Source organism: Legionella pelazae (assembly GCF_052527395.1).
In genome coordinates, this window is the sequence record NZ_JBNVZS010000002.1 from 322,240 (window position 1) to 336,115 (window position 13,876).

Genomic DNA, 13,876 nt, shown 5'->3' on the forward strand with positions numbered 1-13,876 from the left:
ACCAGATAGGTTAAATAATAGCAAAGATTTAAACAAATTTTCTTAGTATTTTTATAAAATGTGAATTAAGAGATAGGCAATCTTGACTATACTTACTAGCTTCCTGTAATAGGGAATGCACTATCGCGTGGATTTCTAAAATCAGGAAAAGAAGCATGGAGGTGCGCAATTTTCCAAGCTTGGTCTTCTTCATCAATGCAAATTGTTATTCTTAAATGTTCCAAGATATAACTTTGCCCATCAATCCATAATTTAGCGCTACAGTTAGCACTAGCCCAGAAAGAATGAGCAGGCGCTGGATTAAAATTAATAATCGTAATTTCACTATCTTCAGATTGACTCCAAGCCCGTACTAATTGTTCTTCAATTTCTTTCAAGCCATAGCGGTATTCATCAATACCTGTGCCCCATAAGGTGGCATCTTTAGTAAATAGACTCAGTATATGATGTAAATCACGATGTTTGTAACTGTCACAGAAACTTTTAAATAGCTTTTCACTGGTGGAAAGGTTACCTGGGTAAGTATATTTTGGGGTATGCATTTTTTTCTCTAGTTAATAAGCTTCCATTCATTCTAGGAGTAAAATTTTATTAGACTTATTTCGAAACTCGCAGCAAGAAGTCAAATTCAAGTTGCGCCAGCGCACAGAACCGGAGTGTACATAGAGTACATGAGGATTCGAGCACTGCAACTTGGCTGTTGCACTAGCGTTTCCAAAGAAAGTCTATTGATGTTACTTTGATTTATGCCCATTTATACCTTGTTGGCTTTCTCCATGCTGAAATTGCCCTTTTTGATTTTGGCCATGCTGTTGACCGCGCGTATTCTTATCTTGTTGATCCTGTTTACGTTTGTCTTGTTGGTGTTTGCTTTTATTATCCATGATAGCTCCAGTTTAACTGAAAATAAATTTTAGATTAGCTAATTAATTAAGCTTTTATTACTAAATGAGTGACCTTATTTTCGGCCTAGCTCCATTTTTCTTTAGCCTAATCGGAGAGTTAACTATATTTAGTGAAGTTTTTTGATATTTTCCTGCCTGCAGATAGTCCTGGCATATATTCTCCTTAGCAAAAGTCTTTATACAACCAATGTTTCGCCGGCTTTTTTATTATTCTAGACTAAGATTTAGAAATTAAAATATGATTTCATCAGTTTATGTTAAGCCTACATATAAGGCCTGTCAAATGTAAGATTATATTAAGAAATAAATTTTAAATAATAATCAATAAGAGAATTACCTTTAAAAAAAATCAATTAGTGTGCTTTATCACCTAATAAACGGTTAGTATAGGTAATTGCTAGAGCTGAAATAACTAAGGTTAAATGAATAACAATTTGCCACATAACAGCATAATTACTTTGCTTGGAGGGATCAATAAAGGTTCTCAACAAATGGATTGAGGAAATACCAATTAAGGCGACAGCAAGCTTAACTTTCATAGAGCCTGCGTCTAAGTGATCGAGCCAATCAGGTTGGTCAGGATGTGTTTGTAAGTTAAGCTCTGAAATAAATGTATTATACCCACCCATAATAACCATAATTAATAAATTGGCTATCATCACAACATCAATTAAGTCTAATACGCCAAGCATAATATGTGTATCATCAAAAGATTGAATATGAATAAGTAAATGAAATAACTCAACGATAAAGCGATAAGCATAAGCACCTAAAATTAAAATAAGGCCAAAATATAAGGGAGCTTGTAACCAACGACTTAGGAAAATAGTATGGCTAAAAATATTTTTTATAGCATTCATTAAAAATTAAACCTTTGCAGAAAATAAAGGTATATTAAGTGAGTTAATTTATTGAATCAAACAAAAATAATAGCAGAATGTAATAAATTTATCATTTTAGTCAATTAATAGTAAATTCTTCATTACAAGTGAACAGGGCTTTAAACCCGTTAGCTTAGTATATTAAGTTGGTAATTTAGTATACTAAGCATGAATTTTAAAATTAATAAATTTCACTTATGAACTTGCCAAAGTGAATCAACAAAATAATTTTTAGAATCAAAAAAGTTCTTGACGATTGAAAAGCCACTCTTGCTAGCAAAGTTATTAATTTGTGATAATAAATATTTATAAGAAAATTCTAAATGAATCGGCTCAAATTCAGAAAAGTGAAATGATTTATCAAGTGCTTTAATAAAAACGGTTTGATCTTGGGAGCTAATAAGATAGCTTTCCATCGCCCCTGAGTATACATTATAGGGAGCATAGTGATAAAACAGCGCAGGATCAAAATTAGCACCTAGCTCCTGATTTAAACGGTGTAACAAATTAAAATTGAATGCGCGTGTAATTCCATCACTATCATTATAGGCACGTAATAAAACATCAATATCTTTTCGCAAGTCAAACCCAATTAAAAGATAATCTTCATCTTGTAAATAAGTCCAAATTTCATTCAGAAAAGTTTGCGTATGTTCATAATTAAAATTACCAATACTTGAACCTAAAAATAATAATAAATTCTTGCGCTTAGACTGGGTTTTTATCCACTGTAGCCCTTTAAGATAATCAGAATTTAAAGCAACTAATTTTACGTCAGGAAGCTCTTGATTATACTGATTAATAATTTGATTAAGATACTTATTGGAAATATCAATTGTATAATAAGTAAAATCTAAAGAATCTTGTAGGAATTGCTCAATAAGTATACGGCTTTTAATTCCTTCCCCAGGACCAAGTTCTATAAGATTAAAACTTTGTTGGTTGAGCAAACCTGCTATGTCAGCTTTGTGATTTTGTAGAATCTCTAATTCGCAATTAGTTAAGTAATAATCTGGATGACGAGTTATTTTATTAAATAACTCACTTCCTTTTTCATCATAAAAATATTTTGAGGAAATAAATTTTTTTTTACTTGCTAAACCATTTAATATGTCGGTTAAAATTACTTTATCCCTTTCAATTAAATCAGGCTGTTCCAGGGTGGTTATATTTAAATCTCCAGTCATTAAAATTCCTTTTCTAATTATCTTTTGCTAATCGAATACCACTAAATACCCATCTTTTTTCTGGCTGATAAAAATTACGATAGGTTACTCGAATATGTTCTTGCGGCGAAACACAGCAGCCGCCACGAAGAACATACTGGTTATTCATGAATTTACCATTATATTCGCCAACAGAGCCAGAAAAAGGTTTATATCGAGGATAGGCTGTATAGGGACTGGCTGTCCACTCCCAGAGATCACCAAAAAACTGTTTTGCAGTCAAGTTTCTGGATTGTTGACATGAGGGCTTTGGATGATAAAAGCCTTGCTCTAGAAAATTACCATTCAAGGGTATTTGATTTTGATTCACAAAATATTCCCACTCTGCTTCAGTGGGTAGACGACAAGAGCGCCATCTAGCATAAGCATCCGCTTCAAAATAACTTATGTGAGAAACTGGCTCACAATAATTTATACGTTTTACCCCGCTTAGCGTAAATTCATACCAACAATTATCTCTATAAAACCAATATAAAGGACTGGAAATTGCATTATTTTTTATCCAATCCCAGCCATCTGACAGCCATAAATTAGGGTCATCATATCCACCTGCTAAAATAAATTCCAAGTATTCTTCATTAGTAATCAGTCTGTTAGCAATGGAAAAATCTGCTATAAAATTTTGATGTTTGGGAAGTTCATTATCAAAGCAGAAGCTTATACCTTGATAACCCATTATAAAACTTCCACCTTTTACATTGATAAATTCTAGAGGTGTTTGAACAGTAGCTAATTTAGACAATGTTTCTAATGTAAAATAAGCTGGTAAATCAGGATTGAGAGAAAAATTATACTTAATATCCATAAGTAATAATTCCTGATGCTGCTGCTCATGTTCTATCCCTAAACGAATTAAAGGATATAGTTTATTTAAACTATTAGAGGACGCTTTATCAATGAGCTCTAAAATTTGATTATCAATATATTCTCGATAATTATAGATGTCAGCTACTGATGGTCTAGATAATAATCCTCGTTTTGGACGAGGAAAAGGTGGATTAACGTTTAGGTAATAAGAATTAAATAAATAATCGTAAGAAAGATTAAAAGGTCGATAATTTGTTGATTCTCGTAAAATGAATGTTTCAAAAAACCAGGTAGTATGTGCTAGATGCCACTTAGGAGGGCTAACATCTGGCATGCCTTGAATGATATAATCCTCTGTAATTAATGCTCTACATATTTTTTCAGTTTTTTCACGAACAGATTGAAAGGAAGTCATTAGCTCTTTTTTAAAAATTTTTTCATTTTCATAAATCGCTTGACTTGCTTGCACGGTATATACCTCCAGTTTCGTTTATCCTTTAAAATAGACCTCTTTCTTTCCAAAAATGCCACTGACGGTTTGGAAAGAGGTCTAATGAAGACACTTATTAAGAAAATGTATTATATTTAAAATTTTATCTCTATCTTTTCGTAATTTCTTGCAATAGTCATGCCGTTGATTTTTAATTACTAATTGTGCCTAGAGGAGTTAGGTGGCATAGTTTGTTAAAAGTCCTATACTAGTATAGGTAGGGAATAAGCATAAACAAAAGGAGATTGTAATGGCAGATCATAATTCTAGTAATAACGTTGCTATCGTTGCGATAGTTGTCATTGTAGTAATCATTGGTGTGATTCTTTACTATGTTTTAGGAGATCATGATACAGTGAATACAATGACTACACCTGCACCAGGAAATAGCACAATTAATGTAGAAACACCTAGTGCTACTGTTCCTGCATCTAATACTTCAATAGACAGTACTACAACGACAACAACAGACGTGCCCGCAACTACTGGTACTACCGGAACAACGGGTACTACTGGAACAACTGGCACTACCGGAACAACTGGCACTACCGGAACAACGGGCACTACCGGAACAACTGGTACTGGAACTACAGGTACTACTGGTACTGGTGGTAATCCATAACAGTGCAACTCAATTAAGCAATAAGAAGAACTTAAGTTCTTCTTATTGCAGTTGTGGTTTAAGTAATTTTAAACAGTTTATTATTGGGCTGTATTTGGCGTATTTGTAGTATTGGATTGATTAGAAGTATTTGAAGAATTGTCCATTTGATTTAGCTTCTTTTGAATCTGCTGTGCTTCTTTTAAATGTTTAACTAAATGTTTGCGTGTTTGAGTTAAATGATCTTTTAGTTTTCGATTACTTACGTTCGGTATTAAATCATTATCAAATAACTGTATAGCCTGCTGATGATCAGCTACCATAGAATCAATATAAGCTTTATCTAAGGCAGCACCTGTTAAGGAATTTAAGGTGTTTAATTCGGTTTCTCCTTTTTGCTTTAAGTTATTAGCTGTATCATTTTGTACAGGCGAGCCAATACTACGGCTAAGCTTCATTGTTTCTCTTAAGTTCTTAGCATGTTCTTTAGCTAGCATTTTTGCATATTTTTTTACTGAAGCATTAACATCTTTCTTTTTAGAAACAAGATCAGCGGCTGAAATTTCATTTTGATTTAATACCACCAAAATCCCTAATATCTCACTATCTTTTTGATTTTTTTGATCACTAGCTTGTTGATTTGAAGTTGTGTTAGTTTGGTTGACATTGCCTGCATTATACTGGGTACCTGTAGTTTGAGTAGTTGTAGCATCCGCTGCAAACACGAGAGGCATAGTAAAAGTGGAAAGTAAACCAAGTGTAATTATTTTAAGCTTCATAATTAAATTCCTTTTTAAGTTAGTTAAAATCAAAATTAATATAGCATAATTAGCTGAGTTTGCCTTATTAGATTAAATTAAATTCTGAACATTTCAAACATTTGCGTTAATTAAATAAAAATTAATTTATAGGCAGTTAAACAGGTAGCTCATTAAATAGTTATTTCTTATTTTTTAAATAATTTTATAGTTATTAAAAGTGCGAATTTTTAGGCATTATTAATATAATTTAGCTGCAATATATTAATCGTGTATTAAGACAATAACTGATTACTATTATTTGGATTAGTTGTTATTTTGGGATTCCATTCACATACTTCAAAACCATCTACTATGACCTTGCTTGACTCAAAATCTTCATAGGTTTTAATCGGCTTAATAATCTCTTGTGCTACATAGATAGTATTAGGCTTGGCATGTTTTTGCATATGTCCGGCAATATCAATAACTCTATCACTAAATTCTTCAAGTGGCGTTGATAGATCATAATATACAAATCCAGTATTTATACCGCAACGCACGCTAAAATCCCTTTTTATCATTTTCGTATTTTTATTAAAATCATCTAAACCAGAAATTATTGAACGGGCTGCGTTAATGGCTTGTTCAGTCGTATTAAAACAGGCCATTACCCCATCAGGTGTCCAGACGGCTTTTATATAGCCAGCTTCCTTAAATTTATTACAAACAAAATTTCGATATTCATTGAAATCACTTTCTACAATAACCGGATCTTCACCTTGTTTCATCCCTGTAGAATCCACGACATCGACAGATAAAAAGGAGAGATTCCTACCCGTCTTTTCTAGTTCCTTTTTTAAAAGAACAAATTCTTTTAATAATTGTTGTCTATTTTTGCTCGTAGGATTGTTATCAAGTTGTTCTTCTAACTTGTCTATAGATTGACGTTGTTTTTCAGTAGCTGCTTTATGCTTTAGCAACCCCAGCTCTTTCTTCATCCTTGACTTTCTTGCTTGTTCCTTTAAAGCGAGTTTTGCTTGAGTTGTAAGAACAGATAAGATAATAAGAAAAATAATTGTAATTGGCCTAGACATATCATATCTAGCTATTGTGGTAGGAATGTATTCTTTAACATTATTGTTTACAGTTCTTTCAGTATTGATTATCGGTGTTAAATAAGTATATTTGTTTACATTAGTAAGATAAGGCTTAATGATGCCAAATAAAGTAATAAAGATAAAAACCCAGATAACTAATTTTACTAATGTTAACAAGGAAAATATTAAACGATTTATTATTTGCATATCTCTTTCCTAACATTTCTTATTCCAAGTATAGCAATTTGTTTTTCTATAGGATTATGGTAATTTGAAATTATTAATTTAGGCAGAGCCTAAATGGCTATTTAAAATAATTATTTATAAATTAACTTTCTAAATCAGACTTAATCTGAGGCTAATGTAAATAAAATAATTTTAAGTCTTTTAATAAGGGCTAGTATGATTTCAAGTAGATTTCTCGTTTATATATTATTCTTTCTAATTTCTACTCATTCATATACTAGTCCAGTGCATGATAGTTTTCTAGCACAAGCACTCCATTTAGATTGGCTCGACAACAGTGTTTTACCCGGGGAAAATTTTTATAAATATGCTAATGGCACATGGCAGAAAAAAAATCCTATTCCACCACAGTATGCTAGTTGGAGTACATTTAATATCCTACAGCAAGATATACAAAAAAAGCTTCATCAACTATTAATCAATGTCACTAATAAGCCAGCTGTTTCTGGAAGTATTGAACAGAAAATAGGGAATTTTTATTATAGTGGTATGGATATAGTAACAATTAATAAATTAGGATTTACACCACTACAACCCTTTATCAATCAAATTAATAACATTAAAACCTATGCTGATTTGCAAGCTGTTATTACTCGACTGCAATTAATGGGAGTCGATGTATTATTTAATTTCAGCAGCATGACAGATTATAAAAATAGTCAACAAATGATTGGTGTGGCGCTGCAAGGAGGATTAGGTTTACCTGATCGAGATTATTATCTGAGAGAGGATCCTAAATTTAAAGCAATAAGAGAAGCTTATCTTAGCCACATCTCTCGTCTGTTTGGGCTGATAGGCGATAATCAATTTGCAGCTAAACAGAAAGCAACTATTGTGATGGACATAGAAACTGCTCTAGCTAAGATATCTATGCCGCAAGTTAAACAACGGGATATAAAAGCAACCTTTAATATTAAGACACGTAAAGAGTTAGAAGAACTTATCCCTAATTTTTCTTGGTCAACCTATTTTCAAGCTTTAGACTTGCCAAATATTAAAACAATTAATGTCGCTATGCCTGATTTTTTCATTGGAGTCAGTAAACTATTAACTAGTATTCGCATAGAAGACTGGAAAATATATTTGCAATGGCATCTTTTAGATGAATTTGCCTCCTATTTATCTAAGCCATTTGTAGACGAAGACTTTAGTATGATAACTGTTTTAACAGGTGCGCAAGAATTGTTACCTCGCTGGAAGCGAGTTGTAAGTACAGAAAATAACCTATTAGGATTTGCAATAGGTAAATTGTATGTAGAAAAATATTTTTCTGAAAAATCGAAAACAGATGTGTTAGCAATTTTACGTAATATTCGACAAGCACTAGAAACTGATTTACAAACATTAAGCTGGATGACACCAAGTACACGAAAAGCAGCCTTAGAAAAGCTGGCTTTAATGGAGGATCGAGTAGGGTATCCTAACAAATGGCGTGATTATTCTCGATTAAAAATTAATCGGGGGCCTTATGTTTTGAATGTAATTCGCGCTAATCAATTTTTAATTAAAAGAGATTTAAATAAAATTGATAAACCAGTAGATAGAGAAGAATGGGATATGACGCCGCAAACGATTAATGCTTACTATGATCCTTCAATGAATAACATTAATATTCCTGCTGGCATTTTACAGCCGCCGTTCTTTGATCCTAATGCGCCTGCTGCTGTAAATTATGGGTCTATTGGATTTGTTATTGGTCATGAGATTACCCACGGTTTTGATGATCAAGGCGCGCAATTTGATGGTCATGGCAACTTAAAAAATTGGTGGTCGCCTAAAGATTGGGAACGTTTTCATCAAGCTACCCAATGTATTGTTAAGCAGTATGGAGGTTATAAAGTAGATGGCCTAGCCATTCAGGGCGAGCTTGTAGTAGGTGAAGCTACAGCAGATTTAGGTGGTGTTTTGTTGGCCTATCTAGCTTTTCATATGTCAGGAGCTTATAAACAGGCTAAAACAGTTGCAGGCTTTACGCCAGATCAACAATTCTTTTTAGGTGCCGCCCATGTTTGGGCTAGTAATATACGCCCAGAACAATTACGCAATTTAGTAACAACGGATCCTCATCCACCAGCAGTTTATCGGGTAAATGGCCCCTTAGCGAATATTCCTCAGTTTGCAACAGCATTTAATATAGCTAGCCCTAGTCCTATGATAAATCCTAATCGCTGCATTATCTGGTAACTAAGCAGGAAGAATGAATAGGTAAATGCTAAAGCGCTTAAATCTAAATAAAAGGGGTTTTTAGTACTCACTAACTAAATTTTAAGATAAAATATGTTTTTTTTATCAGCAACTTTATTTTAGTAAACCGTCTAATTAGAAATAATTAGATATAATATAGTTGATTAGAAAGAAGTTTAGTTAGGTCAAAAATGAGTTTATATACAATTGCAACCTTTTATCGATTTACGCCTCTTGCAAATTATGAAGCAATGAAAGAGCCATTATTGATGGTAATGAAAGAAAAGAATATCCGTGGCACCATTATTTTAGCTGCAGAAGGCGTAAACGGTACCTTTTGTGGGACAGAGGATTCGGTCTCTTATTTAGAAAATTATTTAAGAAGCTTTGCTGAATTAAGTGATTTATCTTTCCGTAAAACCTACGATGATTTTAATCCTTTTGATAAAGCAAAAGTAAAATTACGCCCGGAAATCGTAACCTTAGGTGCGCCTGAAATAAATCCCAAAGAATCTACAGGTATCCATTTAACGCCTGAACAATGGAATGAGTTACTTGCTGATCCTAATGTCGTTGTAATTGATACTCGAAACGATTATGAAGTAAAGCTAGGCTCATTTAAAGGCGCTGTTAACCCAGAGACAGAAAACTTTAGGGATTTTCCTGAGTATGTAGAAAAGCATTTAATCGATAAAAAAGACAAAAAAGTTGCCATGTATTGTACAGGTGGTATCCGTTGTGAGAAATCCACTTCTTACTTAAAGAAACTAGGTTTTAAGCAAGTTTATCAGCTTAATGGCGGTATTTTAAATTACCTTGCTACCATTCCTGTTGAAAAGTCTATGTGGGAAGGGCACTGTTTTGTATTTGATGACAGAGTTGCTCTTGACCATAACTTGAAAAGCTTAGCGAAGGGAACGATTGATACAGAATGGAAAAACAAAAATAGAAAGAAGGTAGAATAAATAAAGAAAAATTCACTGTAATTAGAGCTGAATTAGCATTTTAACTCATTGGCTTTATCTATTAGAATTACGAGGAGCATTGTTGTTTTTTATAGATGAATCATCTGATTCATCTAAATCATCTGGCTCATCTAAATCATTTTGCTCATTACTATTACTATCTCTCAGATTATCATTTATCTCCTGGCCTATATGCTCACTAAGCGTTTCTGGGAGAATCGTTTTATAATCCTTAAGCTTAGGACTTTCCTTATTTTGTGCAATAAAAAAGAATGTCTGAGTAACCAAAGAGGGCACCTCTGGGTTAGAGCCGTAAGTTCTTAATCTATTTGATGATTTGACAGGGCTCTCTACTAAAATATTACCAGATTCGTCTATAAGGCGGAGCTCTTTAAGGTTTGGGAAAACTGTCTTTAGCAATCCTAACGTTTCTTCATCTTCATCCTCTATAGCAAGGAATGTTACGGATTCGACGCATTGTTTATCATTATTTAGTTTTTGCAGAATAACTTTTAAATCACTACCAAGATTAACGGTTGTTGGTGGAATACTAGCCAGTATTTTCGCTAACTCACCTGCCGTCTTGTTGCTTAGTTGATTAGAGGATATATCGAGGTAGCGTAGGGTAGATGGAAGGCTGGCGAGTACTTTCGCTAACTCATCTGCTGTCTTACTGCCTAATTGATTAGAGGATATATCGAGGTAGCGTAAGGTAGATGGAAGGTTAGCGAGTATTTTCGCTAACTCATCTGCTGTCTTATTGCCTAATTGATTACTGTTTAAATCTAAATTAATAAGTGAGGTTGGAAGGTTATTAAATATCTTTTCTAACGTCTCTGCTTTCAATTCGTTTAGTGAATTAAAAGCTAAATTAAGTGCCTTGATAGAGCGAGGAAGCTCAGCAAATGCAGTTTCTACTTCAACATCACCTAATTGTGATAGAAAATTTCCACTTATATCAAGCACAATAAGCTTACGGCTTAGTAAGGCAAATAGGGTTGCTAAAGCCTTAGTTTCTTCTTTTAATCGGAATAGAAAATTTATGCTTAAATCGAGCTCTCTAATTTTACTTAAACCATTTAATTGAGTAAATAGATCAATTAATTGATTTCCCTCAAACAAAGTTCCCAAAAGATTTTGCTGTAAGTCAAGTGTAGTAACTTCCTGCGGGATTCCGGTAACTTTATTTGTTAAGGTAATATCATTATCGTTCTCATCTAATTCTAACCGATAATACATAATCAATCTCCAGAAGCGTCTCTTAATTTCTTCTTAGGTAATTAATTAAAGTACGCAAGTGCCATCACAGCTGTATTTACAAATGAGCCTAAAGTTCCATCTGCATAGTAGTACTAATTATAAATATAGCTAATATTTTGTACTTTTAGTGAATTGTCGTTCTAAAGAGTTAATGTAAAGATAGTGCTTTTTACACCTGCAAGCTAAGTTAGAGTTCTGTTTGACTCAAAAATAAGGATCATATTTTAATTACTAACTGAGCTCGCAAGAAAGCTGCTTTGAGTTGATTAATTGAGAATCCTGCCCTTTATTAGATGCAAAATTTAACCTTTAAAGGTGTTTAACGTTTTTAAGTTCACAGATTTTTTTTAACTTGTGGATTTAGATCTCGAAGATAATGTTTTTAACGAAAGCTTAAAATTAACTACTCCTCATTTCTATTTGTTAGAATACACTTCTTGTGGTAATATTTTTTTATGAAAACATCTAGCCACTTAGTTAAGTGTTTCTTTATTCTGAGCTTAATCTTTATTTTTGTTAAGCCTGCTTCTTTTTTTTTGAATAATCAGCCTTTATCAGCTATTCAATATACCCAAACTACAGAATGTCCAACTAGAGCCGCAATAAACGCTTTATGTCAATCTTCAGCCTACTATACTGCCGAAGAGCAACAGTTAAGTTGTTTACCCTATTTATTTGTCGCTATTGGCTTATTATTTTTTTTCCTACCTAATTTAATGTCTACCCCACCACATGAGTTGCCTTTTAAGCCGCCTATTTAATTTATGTAGTCTAGTTTTAAAAATTACAGCAAATAACTTTAAATACTGAACTTAGGTTAGAGCGCTAATGTTTATTAGTAGCTTTAATCATGTATGTTCGGTCAAATGAACTCGTAAGTAGCTAACGAGATGTAGCTACTCATAGATTATGAGGACTATATGAAAAAGAATATTTATTTATTAACCTTAATTGGACTTATAGGTATTGTTGGGTCTACTTGGGCACTACCTGTAGGTTTTGATAGCTCAAATCCTTTAACCTTAGCGCATCTTATTCAAGATAATAGCCCGTGGGTTTATTTAACTGTCTTTTTTGGACTTGGCGTTTTATTGGCTTTTACACCTTGCGTATTACCTATGGTGCCTATTTTATCAGGCATCATTGTTGGTCAGCGCTCCTTGTCATTTGCTAAGGCTTTTCAGCTGTCTGCAGCCTATGTCATAGGTATGGCAGTGACTTATGCACTAGCAGGAATGTTAGCTGCTTATTTAGGTAGTACGGTGCAAACACTTATGCAACAGCCGTGGATTATTGGTGTATTTAGTGGTTTATTTATACTCATGGCTTTATCCATGTTAGATATTTTCCATCTAAGTCTTCCTAATTCTCTTAATACGCGCTTAAGCCAGTTAAGCCAAAAAAGCAACAGTAAAAGCTTTATTTCTGTCGCTTTGATGGGTGTGATTTCAACGTTAGTTGTTTCACCCTGCGTAACTGCACCTTTAATTGGGGTATTAACGTATATTGGGCAAGATGGCCAAGTACTTAAGGGTGGCTTAATTTTATTTGTGATGGCCCTTGGTATGGGAACTCCTCTACTTTTAGTCGGTGCAGGGTATGGTTCTTTACTGCCTAAAACAGGGCTTTGGATGATTAAAGTTAAACAGTTTTTTGGACTTTTAATGCTAGGTATGGCTATTTGGATGTTATCTAGAATTCTTCCTCATGCCATTGTCAATGTTTTATGGGCTATTTTACTCATTATCTTAAGTTTTTATTTAGGCCTTTTTCAAAACAAAACGTCAAATGGACAGCGAGTCATGCAAGTCTTTGGTAGTATTGCTTTAATGATAAGTGGGGTAATGTTGTATTCATCAATCCCAATTATTATTAAAAATGATGCTATCTCAGCCCCTAAAGAGGCCCCATTTATAAAAGTGGCTACGTTACAAGAGATTGATAACTATTTGATTCAGGCAAAGCAAGCTCATAAGCCAGTATTCCTTGAATTTTATGCAACTTGGTGCAGTGACTGTCAGGGTATGGAAGCGCGTGTCTTTAATCAGTCTGAAATTATTCATGCCATGAATGGGTTAGTTAGCTTGAAGGTAAATTTAAGCGACAATACGCCTGAGACTCGTAAGATTAAAAAAAGGTTTGCAATTTATGGCTTACCTGAAATGATTTTCTTTGATACATTAGGTAATGAACGAAGTCAATTGACTTCTGCTGGCTATTTAAATAAAACAGAAATGTTATCACTACTTAATAAGGCTAAATAACTTAATAAAGCGCTAACTAGACTAGAGCCTGTTGACAATTACTCCGTAAGTCCTACGTGGCGCGGCTTGTCCGCGCCATTCAGAAAATCATGGTTCGGCGGACAAGCCGCAGAACATAGGGGCTTTAGGAGTTTTAAAAGATAAATTATTAACAGACCCTTAGTTAGCGCTGCTATTAATGCCTAAAATAAAGTCATAGAGTTTAAGTCA

Annotated in this window: 13 protein-coding genes; 5 read left to right on the top strand and 8 right to left on the bottom strand. The window is 33.5% G+C overall.

Annotation, left to right across the window (positions count from 1 at the left end; all coding sequences use genetic code 11):
* Positions 1-95 precede the first annotated feature (95 nt).
* The 5 genes from ACQUW5_RS03830 to egtB all read right to left on the bottom strand — a co-directional run bounded on the left by ACQUW5_RS03830 (position 96) and on the right by egtB (position 4,288).
* Positions 96-542: a nuclear transport factor 2 family protein gene (locus ACQUW5_RS03830; RefSeq protein WP_444989888.1), complete on the bottom strand. Its 447-nt coding sequence runs from the start codon at positions 540-542 to the stop codon at positions 96-98.
* Between the two features lie 192 nt (positions 543-734).
* Positions 735-884, bottom strand: a complete 150-nt coding sequence (locus ACQUW5_RS03835; RefSeq protein WP_444989889.1) for a hypothetical protein — start codon at positions 882-884, stop codon at positions 735-737.
* A gap of 374 nt (positions 885-1,258) precedes the next feature.
* Entirely contained in the window at positions 1,259-1,765 is a 507-nt protein-coding gene (locus ACQUW5_RS03840; protein WP_444989890.1) for a TIGR00645 family protein, read from the bottom strand.
* Between the two features lie 212 nt (positions 1,766-1,977).
* Positions 1,978-2,973, bottom strand: a complete 996-nt coding sequence (egtD, locus tag ACQUW5_RS03845; protein WP_444989891.1) for an L-histidine N(alpha)-methyltransferase — start codon at positions 2,971-2,973, stop codon at positions 1,978-1,980.
* 13 nt (positions 2,974-2,986) lie between these two features.
* Positions 2,987-4,288 carry an ergothioneine biosynthesis protein EgtB gene (gene egtB, locus ACQUW5_RS03850; RefSeq protein WP_444989892.1) on the bottom strand — a complete coding sequence of 434 codons (1,302 nt, stop codon included), beginning with the start codon at positions 4,286-4,288 and terminating at the stop codon, positions 2,987-2,989.
* A 271-nt stretch (positions 4,289-4,559) separates the two neighbouring features.
* On the opposite strand from egtB, the gene ACQUW5_RS03855 reads away from it, so the two are divergent.
* Positions 4,560-4,931, top strand: a complete 372-nt coding sequence (locus ACQUW5_RS03855) for a hypothetical protein (RefSeq protein WP_444989893.1) — start codon at positions 4,560-4,562, stop codon at positions 4,929-4,931.
* Positions 4,932-5,011: 80 nt separating this feature from the next.
* Here ACQUW5_RS03855 and ACQUW5_RS03860 read toward each other — a convergent pair whose 3' ends face one another.
* Positions 5,012-5,689 carry a DUF4142 domain-containing protein gene (locus ACQUW5_RS03860; RefSeq protein WP_444989894.1) on the bottom strand — a complete coding sequence of 226 codons (678 nt, stop codon included), beginning with the start codon at positions 5,687-5,689 and terminating at the stop codon, positions 5,012-5,014.
* Between the two features lie 254 nt (positions 5,690-5,943).
* Positions 5,944-6,954 (bottom strand): hypothetical protein, encoded by a 1,011-nt coding sequence (locus ACQUW5_RS03865; protein ID WP_444989895.1) that lies wholly within the window; start codon positions 6,952-6,954, stop codon positions 5,944-5,946.
* 195 nt (positions 6,955-7,149) lie between these two features.
* Here ACQUW5_RS03865 and ACQUW5_RS03870 point away from each other — a divergent pair, with 195 nt between their 5' ends.
* The gene (locus ACQUW5_RS03870) at positions 7,150-9,177 is read left to right on the top strand and encodes a M13 family metallopeptidase (RefSeq protein WP_444989896.1); all 2,028 of its coding nucleotides are present in this window, start codon (positions 7,150-7,152) and stop codon (positions 9,175-9,177) included.
* A gap of 191 nt (positions 9,178-9,368) precedes the next feature.
* Positions 9,369-10,142 (top strand): oxygen-dependent tRNA uridine(34) hydroxylase TrhO, encoded by a 774-nt coding sequence (trhO, locus tag ACQUW5_RS03875; RefSeq protein WP_444989897.1) that lies wholly within the window; start codon positions 9,369-9,371, stop codon positions 10,140-10,142.
* Positions 10,143-10,196: 54 nt separating this feature from the next.
* Here trhO and ACQUW5_RS03880 read toward each other — a convergent pair whose 3' ends face one another.
* Positions 10,197-11,381, bottom strand: a complete 1,185-nt coding sequence (locus tag ACQUW5_RS03880) for a leucine-rich repeat domain-containing protein (RefSeq protein WP_444989898.1) — start codon at positions 11,379-11,381, stop codon at positions 10,197-10,199.
* Positions 11,382-11,857: 476 nt separating this feature from the next.
* On the opposite strand from ACQUW5_RS03880, the gene ACQUW5_RS03885 reads away from it, so the two are divergent.
* Positions 11,858-12,163 carry a lpg1681 family protein gene (locus tag ACQUW5_RS03885; protein WP_444989899.1) on the top strand — a complete coding sequence of 102 codons (306 nt, stop codon included), beginning with the start codon at positions 11,858-11,860 and terminating at the stop codon, positions 12,161-12,163.
* Positions 12,164-12,322: 159 nt separating this feature from the next.
* The gene (gene dsbD, locus ACQUW5_RS03890; RefSeq protein WP_444989900.1) at positions 12,323-13,666 is read left to right on the top strand and encodes a protein-disulfide reductase DsbD; all 1,344 of its coding nucleotides are present in this window, start codon (positions 12,323-12,325) and stop codon (positions 13,664-13,666) included.
* Positions 13,667-13,876 lie beyond the last annotated feature (210 nt).

Bases quoted from the DNA above. Each gene is read 5' to 3' on its own strand.
- ACQUW5_RS03880 (WP_444989898.1), bottom strand. From the start codon at position 11,381: ATGTATTATCGGTTAGAATTAGATGAGAACGATAATGATATTACCTTA.
- ACQUW5_RS03870 (WP_444989896.1), top strand. From the start codon at position 7,150: ATGATTTCAAGTAGATTTCTCGTTTATATATTATTCTTTCTAATTTCT.
- ACQUW5_RS03885 (WP_444989899.1), top strand. From the start codon at position 11,858: ATGAAAACATCTAGCCACTTAGTTAAGTGTTTCTTTATTCTGAGCTTA.
- trhO (WP_444989897.1), top strand. From the start codon at position 9,369: ATGAGTTTATATACAATTGCAACCTTTTATCGATTTACGCCTCTTGCA.
- egtD (WP_444989891.1), bottom strand. From the start codon at position 2,973: ATGACTGGAGATTTAAATATAACCACCCTGGAACAGCCTGATTTAATT.
- ACQUW5_RS03835 (WP_444989889.1), bottom strand. From the start codon at position 884: ATGGATAATAAAAGCAAACACCAACAAGACAAACGTAAACAGGATCAA.
- ACQUW5_RS03855 (WP_444989893.1), top strand. From the start codon at position 4,560: ATGGCAGATCATAATTCTAGTAATAACGTTGCTATCGTTGCGATAGTT.
- ACQUW5_RS03840 (WP_444989890.1), bottom strand. From the start codon at position 1,765: ATGAATGCTATAAAAAATATTTTTAGCCATACTATTTTCCTAAGTCGT.
- dsbD (WP_444989900.1), top strand. From the start codon at position 12,323: ATGAAAAAGAATATTTATTTATTAACCTTAATTGGACTTATAGGTATT.
- ACQUW5_RS03860 (WP_444989894.1), bottom strand. From the start codon at position 5,689: ATGAAGCTTAAAATAATTACACTTGGTTTACTTTCCACTTTTACTATG.
- ACQUW5_RS03865 (WP_444989895.1), bottom strand. From the start codon at position 6,954: ATGCAAATAATAAATCGTTTAATATTTTCCTTGTTAACATTAGTAAAA.
- ACQUW5_RS03830 (WP_444989888.1), bottom strand. From the start codon at position 542: ATGCATACCCCAAAATATACTTACCCAGGTAACCTTTCCACCAGTGAA.